16 protein-coding genes are annotated in these 18,683 nt (G+C 68.7%); 9 read left to right on the top strand and 7 right to left on the bottom strand.

Features of this window, described 5'->3' with window-relative positions; all coding sequences use genetic code 11:
• Positions 1–3: 3 nt before the first annotated feature.
• From gyrA to dnaA, 7 genes are all read right to left on the bottom strand, one after another.
• Complete coding sequence (gene gyrA, locus ACIA6C_RS20090; protein WP_361130744.1) at positions 4–2,613, bottom strand: DNA gyrase subunit A; 2,610 nt, start codon at positions 2,611–2,613, stop codon at positions 4–6.
• Between the two features lie 40 nt (positions 2,614–2,653).
• Positions 2,654–4,714, bottom strand: a complete 2,061-nt coding sequence (gyrB, locus tag ACIA6C_RS20085) for a DNA topoisomerase (ATP-hydrolyzing) subunit B (protein WP_366080665.1) — start codon at positions 4,712–4,714, stop codon at positions 2,654–2,656.
• 437 nt (positions 4,715–5,151) lie between these two features.
• Positions 5,152–5,682, bottom strand: coding sequence for a DUF721 domain-containing protein (locus ACIA6C_RS20080; protein ID WP_399277584.1), 531 nt, complete (start codon positions 5,680–5,682; stop codon positions 5,152–5,154).
• Positions 5,679–6,815: a DNA replication/repair protein RecF gene (gene recF, locus ACIA6C_RS20075; protein WP_361130752.1), complete on the bottom strand. Its 1,137-nt coding sequence runs from the start codon at positions 6,813–6,815 to the stop codon at positions 5,679–5,681. Before recF ends, ACIA6C_RS20080 begins: the two co-directional genes overlap by 4 nt.
• Positions 6,816–6,901: 86 nt before the next feature.
• Positions 6,902–7,777, bottom strand: a complete 876-nt coding sequence (gene gnd / locus ACIA6C_RS20070; RefSeq protein WP_136210316.1) for a phosphogluconate dehydrogenase (NAD(+)-dependent, decarboxylating) — start codon at positions 7,775–7,777, stop codon at positions 6,902–6,904.
• A 168-nt stretch (positions 7,778–7,945) separates the two neighbouring features.
• Positions 7,946–9,076, bottom strand: a complete 1,131-nt coding sequence (gene dnaN, locus ACIA6C_RS20065) for a DNA polymerase III subunit beta (protein ID WP_361130755.1) — start codon at positions 9,074–9,076, stop codon at positions 7,946–7,948.
• 924 nt (positions 9,077–10,000) lie between these two features.
• Positions 10,001–11,803: a chromosomal replication initiator protein DnaA gene (gene dnaA, locus ACIA6C_RS20060; protein WP_361130758.1), complete on the bottom strand. Its 1,803-nt coding sequence runs from the start codon at positions 11,801–11,803 to the stop codon at positions 10,001–10,003.
• A gap of 360 nt (positions 11,804–12,163) precedes the next feature.
• Between dnaA and rpmH the strand changes: the two genes are divergently transcribed.
• The 9 genes from rpmH to ACIA6C_RS20015 all read left to right on the top strand — a co-directional run bounded on the left by rpmH (position 12,164) and on the right by ACIA6C_RS20015 (position 18,656).
• Positions 12,164–12,301 carry a 50S ribosomal protein L34 gene (gene rpmH, locus ACIA6C_RS20055; RefSeq protein WP_018547628.1) on the top strand — a complete coding sequence of 46 codons (138 nt, stop codon included), beginning with the start codon at positions 12,164–12,166 and terminating at the stop codon, positions 12,299–12,301.
• A gap of 20 nt (positions 12,302–12,321) precedes the next feature.
• Positions 12,322–12,696 carry a ribonuclease P protein component gene (rnpA, locus tag ACIA6C_RS20050; protein WP_361130763.1) on the top strand — a complete coding sequence of 125 codons (375 nt, stop codon included), beginning with the start codon at positions 12,322–12,324 and terminating at the stop codon, positions 12,694–12,696.
• Positions 12,693–12,974 (top strand): membrane protein insertion efficiency factor YidD, encoded by a 282-nt coding sequence (yidD, locus tag ACIA6C_RS20045; RefSeq protein ID WP_075970728.1) that lies wholly within the window; start codon positions 12,693–12,695, stop codon positions 12,972–12,974. Before rnpA ends, yidD begins: the two co-directional genes overlap by 4 nt.
• A 3-nt stretch (positions 12,975–12,977) precedes the next feature.
• Positions 12,978–14,084 carry a membrane protein insertase YidC gene (gene yidC / locus ACIA6C_RS20040; RefSeq protein ID WP_361130766.1) on the top strand — a complete coding sequence of 369 codons (1,107 nt, stop codon included), beginning with the start codon at positions 12,978–12,980 and terminating at the stop codon, positions 14,082–14,084.
• A gap of 44 nt (positions 14,085–14,128) precedes the next feature.
• On the top strand, positions 14,129–14,644 hold the full coding sequence (locus ACIA6C_RS20035; RefSeq protein ID WP_361130769.1) for a R3H domain-containing nucleic acid-binding protein: 516 nt from the start codon (positions 14,129–14,131) through the stop codon (positions 14,642–14,644).
• 109 nt (positions 14,645–14,753) lie between these two features.
• On the top strand, positions 14,754–15,470 hold the full coding sequence (rsmG, locus tag ACIA6C_RS20030; RefSeq protein WP_190185579.1) for a 16S rRNA (guanine(527)-N(7))-methyltransferase RsmG: 717 nt from the start codon (positions 14,754–14,756) through the stop codon (positions 15,468–15,470).
• Between the two features lie 265 nt (positions 15,471–15,735).
• A complete protein-coding gene (locus tag ACIA6C_RS20025) occupies positions 15,736–16,845 on the top strand; it encodes a ParA family protein (protein ID WP_399277579.1) in 1,110 nt (369 codons plus the stop codon).
• Positions 16,842–17,942: a ParB/RepB/Spo0J family partition protein gene (locus tag ACIA6C_RS20020; RefSeq protein ID WP_399277577.1), complete on the top strand. Its 1,101-nt coding sequence runs from the start codon at positions 16,842–16,844 to the stop codon at positions 17,940–17,942. The genes ACIA6C_RS20025 and ACIA6C_RS20020 overlap by 4 nt, the downstream gene beginning before the upstream one ends.
• Positions 17,943–18,032: 90 nt before the next feature.
• Positions 18,033–18,656, top strand: coding sequence for a GNAT family N-acetyltransferase (locus ACIA6C_RS20015; protein ID WP_190185576.1), 624 nt, complete (start codon positions 18,033–18,035; stop codon positions 18,654–18,656).
• Positions 18,657–18,683 lie beyond the last annotated feature (27 nt).

Genomic DNA, 18,683 nt, shown 5'->3' with positions numbered 1-18,683 from the left:
GACTTACTCCTCGTGCTCCCCAGCCGAAGGCTGCGTGCCCTCGGCGGCCTCAGCGGCCTGTCCTTCGGCTTCCTCGGTCTGCGACGCATTCTCGTCGTCGACCTCGTCGGCCTCCTGACCGGCCTCGGCGTTCCGCGCGATACCCACCACGGCGTCCCGCTTGCCCAGGTTGATCAGCTGGACGCCCATGGTGTCACGGCCGGTCTCCCTGACTTCATTGACGCGCGTACGAATCACACCACCGCTGAGGGTGATGGCGAGAATCTCGTCCGTTTCGTCGACCACCAGCGCGCCGACGAGCGAACCGCGGTCCTCGACGATCTTCGCGGCCTTGATGCCCAGACCACCACGGCCCTGGACTCGGTACTCGTCCACCGGCGTCCGCTTGGCGTAGCCGCCGTCGGTCGCGGTGAAGACGAAGGTACCGGGCCTGACCACGCTCATGGAGAGCAGTTCGTCCCCTCCGCGGAAACTCATGCCCTTCACGCCGGAGGTGGCACGGCCCATCGGACGCAGCGCGTCGTCGGTCGCGGTGAAGCGGATGGACTGCGCCTTCTTGCTGATGAGCAGCAGGTCGTCCTCGGCGGACACCAGCTCGGCACCGATCAGCTCGTCGTCGCCGCCGTCCTCCGTCTCACGGAGGTTGATCGCGATGACACCACCCGAACGGGGGGAGTCGTAGTCCTTGAGCGCCGTCTTCTTCACCAGGCCGCCCTTGGTGGCCAGGATCAGGTAGGGCGCCGCTTCGTAGTCGCGGATCGCGAGGATCTGGGCGATCTTCTCGTCCGGCTGGAAGGCCAGCAGGTTCGCAACGTGCTGACCGCGCGCGTCCCGCCCGGCGTCCGGGAGCTCGTACGCCTTGGACCGGTAGACGCGGCCCTTGTTGGTGAAGAACAGCAGCCAGTGGTGCGTGGTGGACACGAAGAAGTGGTCGACCAGGTCGTCCTGCTTGAGCTTCGTGCCGCGAACGCCCTTGCCGCCGCGCTTCTGCGAGCGGTAGTCCTCGGTCTTGGTCCGCTTGACGTAACCGCCGTGCGTGATCGTGACGACGATGTCCTCTTCGGCGATCAGGTCCTCGATGGACATGTCACCGTCGAAGGGCACGAGCTTGGAGCGCCGGTCGTCGCCGAACTTCTCGACGATGGCCGCCAGCTCCTCGCTGACGATGGAGCGCTGGCGCTCCTCGGAGGCGAGGATCGCGTTGTACTCGTTGATCTTGGCCTGGAGCTCGTCGTGCTCGGCGACGATCTTCTGCCGCTCCAGCGCGGCGAGGCGGCGCAACTGCATCTCCAGGATGGCGTTCGCCTGGATCTCGTCGATCTCCAGCAGGCCCATCAGGCCCTCGCGCGCGATCTCGACCGTGTTGCTGCGCCGGATGAGCGCAATGACCTCGTCGATCGCGTCCAGCGCCTTGAGCAGACCGCGCAGGATGTGGGCGCGCTCCTCCGCCTTGCGCAGGCGGAAGCGCGTGCGCCGGACGATGACCTCGATCTGGTGCTGCACCCAGTGGCGGATGAACGCGTCGATCGACAGGGTGCGCGGCACCCCGTCCACCAGCGCCAGCATGTTCGCGCCGAAGTTCGTCTGGAGGTCGGTGTGCTTGTACAGGTTGTTCAGCACGACCTTGGCGACCGCGTCCCGCTTGAGGACGATCACCAGACGCTGGCCGGTCCGCGAGGAGGTCTCGTCGCGGACGTCGGCGATGCCGCCGATCTTGCCGTCCTTGACCAGGTCGGCGATCTTCTGCGCGAGGTTGTCGGGGTTGGTCTGGTAGGGGAGTTCGGTGACCACCAGGCACTGGCGGTTCTGGATCTCCTCGACCTCGACCACCGCGCGCATCGTGATGGAGCCGCGACCGGTCCGGTACGCCTCCTCGATGCCCTTGCGGCCGACCACGAGGGCGCCCGACGGGAAGTCAGGGCCCTTGATCCGCTCCAGCAGCGCGTCCAGGAGCTCCTCGTGCGAGGCCTCCGGGTGCTCCAGCGCCCACTGCGCGCCCGCCGCGACCTCGCGCAGGTTGTGCGGCGGGATGTTGGTGGCCATGCCGACCGCGATACCGGCGCTGCCGTTGACGAGCAGGTTCGGGAAGCGCGCCGGCAGGACCGTCGGCTCCTGGTTGCGGCCGTCGTAGTTGTCCGTGAAGTCGACGGTCTCCTCGTCGATGTCCCGGAGCATCTCCATGGCCTGCGGCATCAGCTTGCACTCGGTGTAGCGCATCGCCGCCGCCGGGTCGTTGCCCGGGGAGCCGAAGTTGCCGTTCGAGTCCACCAGCGGCATGCGCATCGACCACGGCTGCGCCAGGCGGACCAGGGCGTCGTAGATCGAGGAGTCACCGTGCGGGTGGTAGGTGCCCATGACGTCGCCGACGACGCGGGCGCACTTGTAGAAGCCCTTCTCGGGCCGGTAGCCGCCGTCGTACATCGCATACAGCACGCGGCGGTGGACGGGCTTGAGGCCGTCCCGTACGTCGGGCAGCGCGCGCGAGACGATGACGGACATCGCGTAGTCGAGGTAGGAGCGCTGCATCTCCGTTTCGAGCCCGACGGGCTCGATGCGCAGCTGCGGCTGCTCCTCTTCGGTGTTCTCGGCAGTGGGGGTGGTTTCGTCGGCCATTGCTGGTCAGAAGTCCTTTCAGGCAGTCAGCTGAGCCGACTCAGATGTCGAGGAAGCGGACGTCCTTGGCGTTGCGCTGGATGAAGGAGCGCCGAGCCTCGACGTCCTCACCCATCAGCACCGAGAACAGGTCGTCGGCCTGCGCCGCGTCGTCCAGCGTGACCTGGCCGAGGACACGGTGGTCCACGTCCATCGTCGTGACGCGCAGCTCCTCGGCGTTCATCTCGCCCAGACCCTTGAAGCGCTGGATCGAGTCTTCCTTGATCCGCTTGCCGTTCTGCTTGCCGAGCTCGACCAGGGCGTCGCGCTCGCGGTCCGAGTACGCGTACTCGAAGTCGTCCCGGCCCCACTTGATCTTGTAGAGCGGCGGACGCGAGAGGTACACGTGACCGGCCTCGACCAGCGGCCGCATGAAGCGGAAGAGGAAGGTCAGCAGCAGGGTGTTGATGTGCTGGCCGTCGACGTCGGCGTCCGCCATCAAGATGATCTTGTGGTAGCGGAGCTTCTCGATGTCGAAGTCCTCGTGCACGCCGGTACCGAAGGCGCTGATCAGCGCCTGGACCTCGGTGTTCTGGAGGATCTTGTCGATACGGGCCTTCTCGACGTTCAGGATCTTGCCGCGGATCGGCAGGATGGCCTGGTACATCGGGTTGCGGCCGGACTTCGCGGAACCGCCGGCGGAGTCACCCTCGACGATGAAGATCTCGCACTTGGTCGGGTCGTTCGACTGGCAGTCGGACAGCTTGCCCGGCAGCGAGGCGCTCTCCAGCAGGCCCTTGCGGCGCGTCAGGTCACGGGCCTTGCGGGCCGCGACGCGGGCCGTGGCCGCCTGGATCGACTTGCGGATGATGTCCGCGGCCTCGACCGGGTTGCGGTCGAACCAGTCGTTGAGGTGCTCGTGCACGACCTTCTGCACGAAGGTCTTGGCCTCCGTGTTGCCCAGCTTGGTCTTCGTCTGGCCCTCGAACTGCGGCTCGCCCAGCTTGACCGAGATGATCGCGGTCAGACCCTCGCGGATGTCCTCACCGGCGAGGTTGTCGTCCTTCTCGCGGAGCAGCTTCTTGTCACGCGCGTAGCGGTTGACGAGACCGGTCAGCGCCGCGCGGAAGCCCTCCTCGTGGGTGCCGCCCTCGTGCGTGTGGATCGTGTTCGCGAAGGAGTAGACACCCTCGGTGTACTGCGAGTTCCACTGCATCGCGATCTCGACCGAGAGCATGCGCTCCTTGTCCTCGGCCTCGACGTCGATGACGGTCGGGTGGATCAGCTCGCCCTTGCGCGAGTTGAGGTACTTCACGAAGTCGACGATGCCGCCCTCGTAGTAGTACTTCACCGAGCGGGCCGTGGGCTCGGCCACGTCCGCGTCCGGGTCGTCCGCGCCCACCGTCGCCTTCGCCGACTCGCGCTCGTCGGTCAGCGTCAGGGTCAGACCCTTGTTGAGGAAGGCCATCTCCTGGAAGCGCCGCGACAGCGTCTCGAAGGAGTACTCGGTGGTCTCGAAGACGTCCGGGTCGGCCCAGAACGTCACCGACGTGCCGTGCTCCTCGGTCGCCTCGTTCTTCGCCAGCGCGGCGGTCGGGACACCGAGCTTGTAGTCCTGGGTCCAGCGGTAGCCGTCACGCTTGACCTCGACCGCGACCCTGGTCGACAGGGCGTTCACGACGGACACGCCCACACCGTGCAGACCGCCGGACACGGCGTAACCACCGCCGCCGAACTTGCCGCCCGCGTGCAGGACGGTCAGGACGACCTCGACGGCCGGCTTGCCCTCGGAGGGCACGATGTCGACCGGGATGCCGCGACCGTTGTCGACCACCCTGACGCCGCCGTCGGCGAGGATCGTGACGTCGATGGTGTCCGCGTGCCCGGCCATGGCCTCGTCGACGGAGTTGTCGACGACTTCCTGGACGAGGTGGTGCAGCCCTCGCTCACCGGTCGAGCCGATGTACATGCCGGGCCGCTTGCGGACCGCGTCCAGACCTTCGAGGACCTGGATGTTGCTGCCGGTGTATGAGGACTCACCGGCCTCGCCGCCGGCGGTGGACTCGTTCTTCTCGTTGGGGTTGCCGGAATCGGCCACGAAGCGCCCTTTCTGGCACAGCACAGGCCGTACTCCGGGCCAGCAGGCATGCAAGCAGGAGCGGCTGCGTCGATCTGCGTTGTCAGCGTTTGTCAGCGGATCCCGCAAGCGGGCGGGATTCGCTTCAGTCTACCGGTACCACGGACATGAATGGGGGTTTGCGGGTACCTGAGTCCGCATGTGCCGCCCTGAACCTCCTCTCTCCGACTCCCCATATCCGGGGAGGGGCTCAAAGAGGCTCACACGGGCGTTGAGCGCTTCGGCCTGTCAACCTCTCACTACCGTGAGGGACACCACCCTCGGGAGCACCCCGGAGCGGGGCCGCGACCTGGCCGAAACCGTGCCGTCGCCGACTCGTGATCCACATGCCGCACGGCGGGCGCGGGGCACCGCACAGCGGGCGCCGCAAGGGCGCGGAAGAGGAAAAGAAGGGGTGCGCGGGGGAGGAAAGGAGGGGAGTGTCAGCCGTACGTATCGCCCGGGCCGGTGCCGCCCGGCACCCGCCACGGCCCGTACTGCTTCGGCCGGCCGCCCGGGCCGTGCACCTTGATCATCCGTACGGTGTCCTGGCCCAGCTCCGCGTTCAGCCGCGCGACCAGCTGCGGCGCCAGCAGTTTCAGCTGCGCCGCCCACGCCGAGGAATCGCAGCGGACCACCAGCTCGCGGTCCTCGTACCGCTCCGGCACGCAGTGCGTGGCGATCTCCGGGCCGACGATCTCCGGCCAGCGCTCCATCACACCGGCCACCGCCATCGGCATCTCCCAGCCGTGCTCGGTGCGCAGCCGGGCCAGCGCCGCCATCAGCGGCATGGGGTCCCGGCCGTCCGCACGTGCACCCGACCGCAGCCCCTGCTGCTGCCGCTTCCTGCCCGGCACCGCGTTGCCGCGGGCCCGCGCCTGCTCGCGCGCCGCCGCCAGCGCCTGGCGCGCCAGGTCCACCCCGGACAGCGGCGGGGCCTTGCGCTCCGGGTGCTGCTCCTCGTGGTCGCTCACAGCAGGGTCACCTCACCGCCGGACACCCCGAACCGCGCCCCCGCCAACACGTCCGGAACGTCATCGTCCACAGCCGCCGTCACGAGCACCTGCTCGCCCGGGGCCACCAGTTCCGCCAGCCGCTCCCGACGCCGGGTGTCCAGTTCCGCGAACACGTCGTCCAGGATCAGCACCGGCTCGTCGCCCTCCGAGCGCAGCAGCTCGTACGAGGCCAGCCGCAGCGCCAGCGCGTACGACCAGGACTCGCCGTGGCTCGCGTACCCCTTGGCCGGCAGCTCCCCGAGCCGCAGCAGCACGTCGTCGCGGTGCGGACCGACCAGCGTCACGCCCCGCTCGATCTCCTGCTTGCGCACCTGCGACAGGGCCGCCAGCAGTGCCTCGTACAGCGTCTCCCGGGTGCGCGCCGCCCCGCTGTCCACGGCCTCGCCGGCCGAGGACCGGTACGACAGCCCCAGCGGGCCGCCGCCCGGCGCGAGCTGCTCGTACGCCTTGTCCGCAAGCGGCAGCAGGGACGCGATCAGGTCCAGCCGCTGCGCCAGCAGCTCCGCGCCCGCCCGGGCGAGGTGCTGGTCCCACACGTCGAGGGTCGACAGGTCCATGGAACGCCCGCCGTGGCGACGGGCCATGGCAGCCGACTTGAGGAGGGTGTTGCGCTGCTTGAGCACCCGCTCGTAGTCGGAGCGGACCGCCGCCATCCGCGGTGAGCGGGCCGTGACGAGCTCGTCCAGGAAGCGGCGCCGCTCTCCCGGGTCGCCCTTGACCAGGGCCAGGTCCTCCGGCGCGAACAGCACCGTGCGGACGATCCCCAGCACGTCACGCGGTCTGACCTGCGAGGACCGGTTGATGCGGGCGCGGTTCGCACGCCCCGGATTGAGCTCCAGCTCGACCAGCTGCCGGCGCTCGCCCTGCGCCACGGCCGCGCGGATGATCGCCCGGTCGGCGCCCATCCGTACCAGCGGGGCGTCCGAGGACACCCGGTGGCTGCCCAGCGTCGCCAGATAGCCGATCGCCTCGACGAGGTTCGTCTTGCCCTGGCCGTTGGGCCCCACGAACGCGGTGACGCCCGGACCGAGGGGTACCTCGGCCCGGGCGTACGAGCGGAAGTCGGCCAGTGAGAGATGCGAAACGTGCATTCGGCGCCGACCTCCCCCGGCTTCCTGCTGCTTGCTGTCCTGCGAGTGGTGCTGGTTCTGCTGGTGGTGCTGGTGGTGCGGGCGGACTACTTCTTCTCGACCGCGTGGCCGCCGAACTGGTTGCGCAGCGCGGCGATCATCTTCATCTGCGGGGAGTCGTCCTGGCGGGACGCGAACCGGGCGAACAGCGAGGCGGTGATGGCCGGCAGCGGAACGGCGTTGTCGATCGCCGCCTCGACCGTCCAGCGGCCCTCGCCCGAGTCCTGCGCGAAGCCGCGCAGCTTCTCCAGGTGCTCGTCCTCGTCCAGCGCGTTGACGGCGAGGTCCAGCAGCCAGGAACGGATGACCGTGCCCTCCTGCCAGGACCGGAACACCTCGCGGACGTCGGTGACCGAGTCCACCTTCTCCAGCAGCTCCCAGCCCTCGGCGTAGGCCTGCATCATGGCGTACTCGATGCCGTTGTGGACCATCTTCGCGAAGTGGCCGGCGCCCACCTTGCCCGCGTGCACGGCGCCGAACTCGCCCTCCGGCTTGAGGGCGTCGAAGATCGGCTGTACCGCCGCGACGTGCTCCTTCTCGCCGCCGTACATCAGCGCGTAGCCGTTCTCCAGGCCCCACACGCCGCCGGAGACGCCGCAGTCGACGAAGCCGATGCCTTTGGCGGCCAGCTCCTCGGCGTGCTTCTCGTCATCCGTCCAGCGCGAGTTGCCGCCGTCGACGACGATGTCGCCGGGCGAGAGCAGCTCTCCCAGTTCGTCGACGGTGGACTGCGTCGCCGCACCGGCCGGGACCATCACCCACACCACACGGGGGGCCTGGAGGCCGTCCACGAGTTCCCGCAGGCTGTGGACATCCGCGAGGTCCGGGTTGCGGTCGTATCCGATGACGGTGTGGCCTGCGCGGCGGATGCGCTCGCGCATGTTGCCGCCCATCTTGCCGAGACCGATGAGACCAAGCTCCATCAGGTGCTTCCTTAAGCGTTGTGGCCGTCTGTGCCGGGCTCCCCGGGATCCGGGGCCGTCCCCGGATCCGAGCCTACGCCGGGCCGTCAGGCGGGACCCCACCCAACGTGCCGGTACGCCGTCGGGCCCGGTCCGCGCGTTCGCGAGACCGGGCCCGACGGGACGGACTCAGCCGGACAGACGGACCGGCATGATCAGGTACTTGTACGCCTCGTCCGCCTCGGCGTCGACCGCGGGACGGCCGCTGAGCAGCGCGGGCTTGGTGGAGGTGGTGAAGCTCAGCTGGGCGGCGGGAGAGTCGATCGCGCTCAGGCCGTCCAGCAGGAACGTCGGGTTGAAGGCGATCGAGATGTCGTCGCCCTCCAGCTTCGCGTCGACGCGCTCCACAGCCTGTGCATCGTCGCTGGAGCCCGCCTCCAGGATCAGCACGCCCTGCTCGAAGCTCAGGCGGACCGGGGTGTTGCGCTCGGCGACGAGGGCCACGCGCTTGACGGCCTCGACGAACGGGGCGGTCTCGATCACCGCGACGGAGTTGAACTCCGTCGGGAAGAGCGTGCGGTACTTCGGCAGGTCGCCTTCGAGCAGGCGGGTGGTGGTGCGGCGGCCCGCGCCCTCGAAGCCGATGAGGCCTTCGCCCGCACCGGAGCCCGAGAGGGCGAGGGTGACGGTGTCACCGCTGGTCAGGGACTTGGCGGTGTCCAGGAGCGTCTTCGCGGGCACCAGGGCCACGGCCGAGGCGTCGGGGTTCTCCGGCTTCCACAGGAACTCGCGGACCGCGAAGCGGTAGCGGTCGGTGGAGGCGAGGGTGACCCGGTCGCCTTCGATCTCGATGCGGACACCGGTCAGCACGGGCAGCGTGTCGTCGCGGCCGGCGGCGATGGCGACCTGGGCGGCGGCGGAGGCGAAGACCTCACCGGGGACGGTGCCGGTCGCGGTCGGCATCTGCGGCAGCGCCGGGTACTCCTCCACAGGCAGGGTGTGGAGTGTGAACCGCGAGGAGCCGCAGACCACGGTCGCCCGTACACCGTCTGTGGAAATCTCCACGGGGCGGTTGGGGAGGGCGCGGCAGATGTCGGCGAGGAGCCGGCCGGAGACCAGGACCGTGCCGTCTTCCTCGACGTCGGCCTCGACGGAGACGCGGGCGGAGACCTCGTAGTCGAAGCCGGAGAGGGACAGCGAGCTGTCCTCGGCCTTGAGCAGCAGGCCCGCGAGAACGGGCACCGGCGGCCGGGCCGGGAGGCTACGGGCAGCCCAGGCCACCGCCTCCGCGAGTACGTCGCGCTCCACCCGGATCTTCACCGGAACCGCCTCCTGCTGTTGCTCGCTCGTCTGCCGGCCTTCGTCGTCGGCTCTCGGCCCGGGGTCTCGACGGACCGAGGCCTCGGTGCCGGGAACCAGTCTGACGTACGGCGCCGACAGTCCGTGCTGTCGGCGGTCAAGCCGGGAGCACGGCGGCGGGACGGCCGGACGACGAGTTGTGCACAGGACCTGCTTGAAAACCGAATCCGGCCTAACTCTCTATGGGGGTAGTAGTAGGGCCTGTGGAAACGGTGGATAAGCCCGTCCTCGCAGGTCAGACGCGGTTTTTTATCCCCACACCCTGTGGGCGGCACCGGTGGACAACACGGTGTCCCTGTGGAGAACGAAAACTTCTGCACAGGCCGTCCCCAGACGACCCCCACTACTCCACAGGTGTGTCCCCAGCTTTTCCCCAGTACTCCACAGACCAAACACCGGGATCCATGTGACGGCTTTCACTCGGGGTGGTGACGGGAGGGTGCGCGTTGCCGAACAGTGGACAACGGTGTGGAGAAGTCATCGGATCCTGTGCACAGGATGCGGCAACCTGTGAGTGGGCGGTGGACAGACAGGTGGACGAGCCTGTGGAAGGATTTTCTGTCCACAGGTTGTGGACAGTCGTTGTGCACAATTCCACAGGCGGCTGAGCTGGGTTGATGACCTCTCACCCTGCCCCCCTGTGGACAGATTGTGGGCGAAGGAACCCTTCCCCAGGGTGTGGACGGAAGAAAGTCGCCCAATCTGTGGATGAGTTGGCCTCCAGGGGGCGTATTCGAACAGAGCACAGGCGCGCGCATGAAGAAGGGCGCCCCCGGTTCGATCCGGAAGCGCCCCGGTAGATGAGCGTGCGAGGGCCGCGAAGGCCCCGTGGAAGGGTCTTTGAGGATGTCCTCGGGGCCAGCCTCGGGCAGTTCGGAGCCGGCCTCAGCCGTTCTTGATGCGGTTGGTGAGCTCCGTGACCTGGTTGTAGATGGAGCGCCGTTCCGCCATCAGGGCGCGGATCTTGCGGTCCGCGTGCATGACGGTGGTGTGGTCGCGGCCGCCGAACTGGGCCCCGATCTTGGGCAGGGAGAGGTCCGTGAGCTCCCGGCACAGGTACATGGCGATCTGCCGGGCCGTGACCAGCACCCGGCTGCGCGAGGAGCCGCACAGGTCGTCCACGGTGAGCCCGAAGTAGTCGGCGGTGGCGGCCATGATGTCCGAGGCGGTGATCTCGGGCGCGCTGTCCTCGCCGCCCGGGATCAGGTTCTTGAGCACGTCCTCCGTCAGACCGAGGTCCACCGGCTGACGGTTGAGGCTCGCGAAGGCGGTGACGCGGATCAGCGCACCCTCCAGCTCACGGATGTTGCGCGAGATGCGGGAGGCGATGAACTCCAGTACCTCCGGCGGGGCGTTGAGCTGTTCCTGGACCGCCTTCTTGCGCAGGATCGCGATGCGGGTCTCCAGCTCGGGCGGCTGGACGTCGGTGATCAGACCCCACTCGAAGCGGTTGCGGAGCCGGTCCTCCAGGGTGACGAGCTGCTTGGGCGGCCGGTCGGAGGACAGCACGATCTGCTTGTTGGCGTTGTGGAGGGTGTTGAAGGTGTGGAAGAACTCCTCCTGCGTCGATTCCTTGCTCGCCAGGAACTGGATGTCGTCGACGAGCAGGATGTCCATCTCGCGGTAGCGCTTGCGGAACGCGTCGCCCTTGCCGTCGCGGATGGAGTTGATGAACTCGTTGGTGAACTCCTCGGAGCTCACGTAACGCACCCGGGTGCCCGGGTAGAGGCTGCGCGCGTAGTGCCCGATGGCGTGCAGCAGGTGCGTCTTGCCGAGGCCCGACTCCCCGTAGATGAACAGCGGGTTGTACGCCTTGGCGGGCGCCTCGGCGACGGCCACCGCGGCGGCGTGCGCGAAGCGGTTCGAGGCGCCGATGACGAAGGTGTCGAAGAGGTACTTGGGGTTCAGCCGGGCGGTCGGCTCCAGCGGGCCCGAGGTCGAACCGCCGGACGGGGCCGAGGGGGCGGGGCGGTTGGGGGCCGGCCGCGGGGAGGGCTGCTCGTACTGCTGTGTCTCGTACTGGTGCTGCTGGTGCTGCTGGTTCTCGTACGGGGACTGCTCGTACTGCTTCTCGTACTGCTGCTGCTCGAAGGAGCCCTGCTCGTAGGACCCCTGCTCGTAACCGCCGGGCTCGGACTGCTGGAGGTAGCCCGGCTGCGGGGAGGCATAGGGGTCGCGCTCCGGGAAGCCGCCGAGGCGGGGCTGCTGCCAGCCGTAGTCGTCCTGCTGTCCACCGCGGGGCCAGGAGCCGGGCTCGGGGCGCTGCTGCTGGTAGTCGGGGTAGGCGGGGCGCGCGGTGGGCAGCCGCTCGTCGTCGGAGCCGCCGGGGCCGGTGTGGCCGCCGGGCCGCTGGCCGCCGTAGGGCTCGTAGGACTCGCGCTGCTGGGCGGAGGGGGCGGGGGGCGTCGGCTCGCCCGCGGAGTCGTCCACGGTGATGGCGATCCGGATGGGCCGGCCGCACTCGCGGCTGAGGGCGTCACTGATGAGGGGGGCGAGCCGGCCCTCGAGGACCCGCTTCCCCCATTCATTGGGAACGGCGAGCAGAGCGGTGTCCGCGACGAGGGCCAGGGGCTGACAGCGTTCGACCCACTGCTTGTCCTTGGGCTCGATGCCCGGCTGTCCCTCCCCCAGGAGCACGTCGAGCACGCGTGGCCACACTGCGGCAAGATCGGCAGGTACGTCAGCCACAGAGCACGCTCTCTCACAGGTCCCGGTTCCACGAATGTGTGGTTCTTTGGGACGGTCGGGACAAAAAATCCGGGATCAGACAACGGTAGTCAGGCTGGTGGGTACGGTTCAAGTCGTTGTCCACAGCCTGTGCACAGTGTGCGGCAGTCAGGGCTCGGTTTGACCGGATGGCGTAGCCGCGCGTACCGTAACGAGGTCGAGTTGTCGATGGCTGCTGCCGCCTGCCTACCGATGGGCGAAGATCACTGATCGTGGTCATGTAGCGGTGCCACTCGGGCGAACACGCGAGTTTCCTTCGTGGGCGCACGGTGACAGCCAGGCGATGTCCCGCCACAACGATTCATTCTCTGGAGCCCCCGAGTGAGCAAGCGCACCTTCCAGCCGAACAACCGCCGTCGTGCCAAGACCCACGGCTTCCGCCTGCGGATGCGTACCCGCGCCGGCCGCGCCATCCTGGCGAACCGCCGCAGCAAGGGCCGCGCCGCCCTTTCCGCGTAACACGCGCGGATCGTGACGTCGTGCTGTCTCCCGAAAATCGGCTGAGGCGGCGCGAGGACTTCGCGAGCGCGGTACGGCGGGGGCGGCGGGCTGGACGCCCGCTCCTCGTCGTCCACCTACGTACAAGCGGTGCAACGGACCCGCACGAGCCGGGGGAGATCGATCCCTCGACGCGTGCGGGTTTCGTCGTCAGCAAGGCTGTCGGCAACGCCGTCGTACGGAACCGGGTCAAGCGCCGTCTGCGCCATCTCGTCCGGGAGCGGCTGTCCCAGCTGCCCGCCGGTAGCCTTGTGGTGGTGCGGGCCTTGCCCGGTGCGGGTGACGCCGGCCTCGACGAGCTGGCCCGTGACCTGGACGCCGCTGTACAGCGGCTCCTGGGAGGCGTGGCTCGATGAAGTACCCGCTGCTCGCTTTGATCAAGCTGTACCAGTGGACGATCAGTCCGCTGCTCGGGCCGGTGTGCCGCTACTACCCTTCGTGCTCGCACTACGGGTACACGGCCATCGACCGGCATGGTGCGGTGAAGGGGACGGTTCTTACCGCCTGGCGGATCCTCCGGTGTAATCCGTGGTCCCCGGGTGGTGTGGATCATGTCCCACCCCGGAAACGCCCGCGTTGGCACGAGCAGCTGCGCAGTGCGTTGCGTAGATCTCGCAATGCTCAAGGAGCCTGATTAGTGGACACGATTGCCAGTCTGTTCAGTTTCATCACCACACCCGTCTCGTGGATCATCGTTCAGTTCCACTCGCTGTACGGTGCGATCTTCGGTGCGGACAGTGGATGGGCCTGGGGCCTGTCCATCGTGTCCCTGGTGGTCTTGATCCGTATCTGCCTGATCCCGCTGTTCGTGAAGCAGATCAAGGCGACGCGGGGTATGCAGGCGCTCCAGCCGAAGATGAAGGCGATCCAGGAGCGCTACAAGAACGACAAGCAGCGTCAGTCCGAAGAGATGATGAAGCTGTACAAGGAGACGGGTACCAACCCGCTCTCCTCGTGCCTTCCCATCCTGGCGCAGTCCCCGTTCTTCTTCGCCCTCTACCACGTGCTCGCCGGCATCGCCAACGGCAAGCCGATCGGCGAGATCGACGGTCCGCTGCTGGCGAGCGCCCGCAAGGCCCACATCTTCGGTGCCCCGCTGGCGTCGAAGTTCATGGACAGCGCCGCGGACGTCGCGAAGCTGGGTGCCTCGCTCACCGACGTGCGGATCGTGACCGCGGTCATGATCATCATGATGTCGCTGTCGCAGTTCTACACCCAGCGTCAGCTGATGCAGAAGAACGTCGACCTCTCGGTCAAGACGCCGTTCATGCAGCAGCAGAAGATGCTGATGTACATCTTCCCGCTGATCTTCGCCTTCATGGGCATCAACTTCCCCGTCGGTGTCCTCGTCTACTGGCTGACCACGAACGTGTGGACCATGGGCCAGCAGATGTACGTGATCAACCAGAACCCGACGCCGGGCAGCAAGGCCCAGGACCAGTACCTGACCCGTCTGCTCAAGCACGTCGGGACGCACGGTGAGCTCAAGGGCCGGGGCAAGAAGAAGATCGTCGCGGCGATCGTGGCCAAGGGCCCGGACCGCAACGACAACGAGCGCAAGTTCATCACGGCGCTGACCAAGCAGGGCATGGCCGCGCAGCCGGACGGCTCCGTGATCAGGAGCGCCGAGGCCACGGCGGATGCGGATGCGGCGAGCGGCGGTGTCGCCACCAAGCGGCAGCAGCCGAAGCGGCAGACGAAGTCGAAGCGTCAGACGCCTCCCAGCAAGCCCACCAAGAAGTAAGTCCGCCGAGCAGCCACTCGAAGAAGCAAGAAGGAGCCCCTCCCGTGACGGAAGGCACCGCCACCACCGCCGCCGCTGAGGGCGGCGACACCTTGACCCGCCTCGAGCAGGAGGGCGAGATCGCGGCCGACTACCTTGAGGGCCTGCTGGACATCGCCGACCTGGACGGCGACATCGACATGGACGTCGAGGCCGACCGGGCCGCGGTGTCGATCGTCAGTGACTCCGCCAGCCGTGACCTGCAGAAGCTCGTGGGCCGCGACGGTGAGGTTCTGGAGGCTCTGCAGGAGCTGACGCGCCTCGCCGTGCACCGGGAGACCGGCGACCGCAGCCGGCTGATGCTGGACATCGCCGGGTTCCGCGCCAAGAAGCGCGAGGAGCTGGCGGCGCTGGGCGCCCAGGCCGCGGCCGACGTGAAGGCCTCGGGTGAGCCGCTCAAGCTGGCGCCGATGACGCCGTTCGAGCGGAAGGTCGTCCACGACGCCGTGGCGGCCGCCGGTCTCAAGAGCGAGTCCGAGGGCGAGGAGCCGCAGCGCTTCGTCGTTGTGCTCCCGGCCTGACCGGAACGCGTGTGGTCGGCCCCGTCTGTCTCGCAGGCGGGGCCGATGTTTGTAAGCCTGGCAGTGCCCGTTGTGTGATGAGTGAGTTCTGTACGGAAGGACGGTCCCCGTGACGGAGGCAGCAGAGCTTCCCCCGGCGCCCGAAGAGGCGCGTGCGGTATTCGGCGAGTTTTTCCCGGAAGCCGTGCGGTATGCGGAGCTGCTGGCGGACGCGGGGGTCAAGCGCGGTCTGATCGGCCCGCGTGAGGTGCCCCGGCTCTGGGAGAGGCACCTGCTGAACTGCGCGGTGCTGTCGGAGGCGGTGCCCGAAGGCGTCTCGGTCTGTGACGTGGGCTCGGGGGCCGGGCTGCCGGGCATCCCGCTGGCTCTGGTGCGCCGGGATCTCAAGATCACCTTGCTGGAGCCCCTGCTGCGGCGGACCAACTTCCTCCAGGAGGCGGTCGAGCTGCTGGGCCTGGACCACGTCACGGTGGTGCGCGGCCGCGCCGAAGAGGTGCTCGGCAAGCTCCAGCCTGTCCACGTGGTGACGGCTCGCGCGGTGGCTCCGCTGGACCGGCTGGCCGGCTGGGGCGTGCCCCTGCTGCGTCCCTACGGGGAGATGCTGGCGCTCAAGGGCGACACCGCCGACGAGGAGCTGGTGGCGGCCAAGGCGGCGCTGACGAAGCTGGGTGTGGTGAAGACCTCGGTGCTCCAGGTCGGTGAGGGTGTCGTGGACCCCCTGACGACGGTGGTGCGCGTCGAGGTGGGCGAGAGCCCCGGCGGGGTCCGGTTCGCGGCGAAGCGGGCGAAGGCGGCCCGCGTGGGGCGGACCCGGCGCCGCCGTTGATGATCGTCCCTTTGGGTCCGGCCCGCGTCGTTTCAGGCGTGTTGGGCCCTATAGGTATGGATTTCGGAGTGTCGTAGCGGGCGGAAGTCCGTGTCCGGGCATCGTGTTTCACGTGAAACGTCGCTCCCTGCTGCACGGAATCATCAGCCGCGGTCGTGAGGCCGCGTCCCCCCGCCCGCGTGACGGGGCGGGGGTGACGGAGTTGTCCACATCGGTGGATTCATCCACAGGAGTTCGGGCCCCGCTGGTTCGTGACCCCGGGGACATGGCAGGCTCTGTTCATCGCGAGCCTGATGCCGAGGAGAGTGACACCGTGCGGTCCGACGCCAACCTCGCGGGGCCGATGGCCGACCCGGTCCCCGGTCCCCGCTCTGAATCGCCGGGCGAGGACGTTTCCGCCCCGGTTGCCGCTGGGGAAGAGACACCGCCTCCGCCCCTTGTGGACAACGACGACACCCCCATCGGGCGGGCCGCCCAGCTGGCGGTGGACGCCCTGGGACGGGCGGGTGAACCGCTGCCGCGGCCGGCGCAGACCCGGGTGATGGTGGTGGCCAACCAGAAGGGCGGCGTCGGCAAGACGACGACGACCGTGAACCTCGCGGCCTCGCTGGCCCTTCACGGGGCCAAGGTCCTGGTCATCGACCTCGATCCGCAGGGCAACGCATCCACGGCACTCGGCATCGACCACCACGCGGACGTGCCCTCCATCTACGACGTGCTCGTGGACAGCCGGCCGCTGCTGGAGGTCGTCCAGCCCGTGGTGGACGTGGAGGGCCTGTTCTGTGCCCCGGCCACGATCGATCTGGCGGGCGCGGAGATCGAGCTGGTCTCGCTGGTGGCCAGGGAGAGCCGGCTCCAGCGGGCGATCCAGGCGTACGAGCAGCCGCTCGACTACATCCTGATCGACTGCCCGCCGTCGCTGGGGCTGCTCACGGTGAACGCGCTGGTGGCGGGGGCGGAGGTGCTGATCCCGATCCAGTGCGAGTACTACGCCCTGGAAGGCCTGGGGCAGCTGCTGCGCAACGTCGACCTGGTGCGGGCCCACCTGAACCAGTCGCTGCACGTGTCCACGATTTTGCTGACGATGTACGACGGCAGGACGCGGCTGGCCTCGCAGGTGGCGGAGGAGGTTCGCACGCACTTCGGCAAGGAGGTGCTGCGGACCAGCATCCCGCGCTCGGTACGCATCTCGGAAGCGCCCAGCTACGGGCAGACGGTGCTCACCTACGACCCGGGTTCCAGCGGCTCCCTCTCCTACCTGGAAGCGGCGCGGGAGATCGCGCTGCGGGGAGCCGGAATCCATTACGACGCCCGGCACGCCCATCTGGGCGCCGGCATGAACAGCACACAGAGTATGGCGGAGGGGATCCAGTGAGTGAGCGACGTAGGGGTCTGGGGCGGGGGCTCGGCGCGCTGATTCCCGCCGCTCCCCAGGAGAAGACGCCCATGGTGGGTGCCGGGTCGACGTCACCGTCGGCGGTACCGGTACTGACGTCTGAGCGCGGAATCGCCGCGGCGAAGCTGGCGGCGCTGGCACAGGCCGATGGCGCGCTGGCGGCACCTCCGGCGGCAGCCGACGTGGAAGCGCCGGCGGCACTGGTACCGGAGCCGGCGGCACCGGCCGACGAGGTGGCGGGGGCGACGTTCGCGGAGCTCCCGGTGGACGCCATCACGCCGAACCCGCGGCAGCCCCGTGAGGTGTTCGACGAGGACGCGCTGGCGGAGCTGGTGACCTCCATCAAGGAGGTGGGCCTGCTCCAGCCGGTCGTGGTGCGTCAGTCCGGGCCGGGCCGGTATGAGCTGATCATGGGCGAGCGCCGCTGGCGCGCGTGCCGGGAAGCCGGACTGGACCGGATTCCGGCGATCATCCGGGCGACGGACGACGAGAAGCTGCTTCTGGACGCGCTCCTGGAGAACCTGCACCGGGCGCAGCTCAACCCGCTGGAGGAAGCCGCCGCGTACGACCAGCTGCTGCAGGACTTCCACTGCACTCACGACCAGCTGGCGGACCGGATCGGGCGGTCGCGTCCCCAGGTGTCGAACACGCTCCGACTGCTGAGGCTTTCCGCCTCGGTGCAGCGCAGGGTGGCCGCGGGGGTGCTCTCGGCGGGACACGCACGGGCGCTGCTGTCGGTGGAGGACTCCGAGGCGCAGGACCGCCTGGCGCACCGGATCGTGGCCGAGGGTCTTTCGGTGCGCGCGGTCGAGGAGATCGTGTCGCTGATGGGGTCGGAGCCGGAGAGCCCGGTGAAGCCGAAGGGCCCGCGGGCGGGTGCCCGGGTGGCTCCGGCGCTCAGTGAGCTGGCGACGCGGCTGTCGGACCGGTTCGAGACGCGGGTGAAGGTGGACCTCGGTCAGAAGAAGGGCAAGATCACCGTCGAGTTCGCGTCGATGGAGGATCTGGAGCGGATCCTGGGCACGCTGGCGCCGGGCGAGGGCCGGGTCCTGGAACAGGGGCTGTCCGGAGAGTGACCCGGCGGTCCGGCCGGGGAGTCGGGAGGCGAGTCGTACGGTGCGAGCCGGTACGGCTCGCCTCTTTGTCGTAGCGGATACGATGCGTGTATGGGTCGTCGGTTGGTACCGCTCACGCTGGACAACCTCCAGGACCTTCCCCGGCGTTGCCGGACCTGTGTGTTCTGGGAGCTGGATCCGGTCAGTGGTGAGGCCGCCGTGAAGGCGGGAACCGCTGAGCTGGAGAAGGAGGCCTGGATCTCCGCCGTCCTGTTGGAGTGGGGATCGTGCGGCCGCGTCGTCTATGTGGACGACGTCCCCGTGGGCTTCGTCCTGTACGCGCCGCCGGCCTATGTGCCCCGTGCGACGGCGTTCCCGACGAGCCCGGTCTCTCCTGACGCGGTCCAGCTCATCACGGCGTGGATCATGCCGGGCTATCAGGGGCAGGGGCTGGGACGGGTGATGGTCCAGACGGTGGCGAAGGATCTGCTGCGGCGCGGATTCCGGGCGATCGAGGCGTTCGGCGACGCGCAGTGGGAGCGGCCGGCCTGTCTGCTCCCTGCGGACCATCTGCTGTCCGTGGGCTTCAAGACGGTACGACCGCATCCGGTGCATCCCCGGCTCCGACTGGAACTGCGCTCGACGCTGTCCTGGAAGGAAGACGTGGAACTGGCCCTGGACCGCCTGCTGGGCGGGGCGCGGGCGCGCAAGGAACCGGCGCTGCGCCCGCTGTGAGCGGAGACCGCCGGATGTGCGAACGGG

This window comes from Streptomyces sp. NPDC051578 (genome assembly GCF_044454045.1).
Lineage (GTDB): Bacteria > Actinomycetota > Actinomycetes > Streptomycetales > Streptomycetaceae > Streptomyces.
Note: the sequence above shows the minus strand (reverse complement) of the source record. Positions and strands in the feature narration are given on the sequence as shown.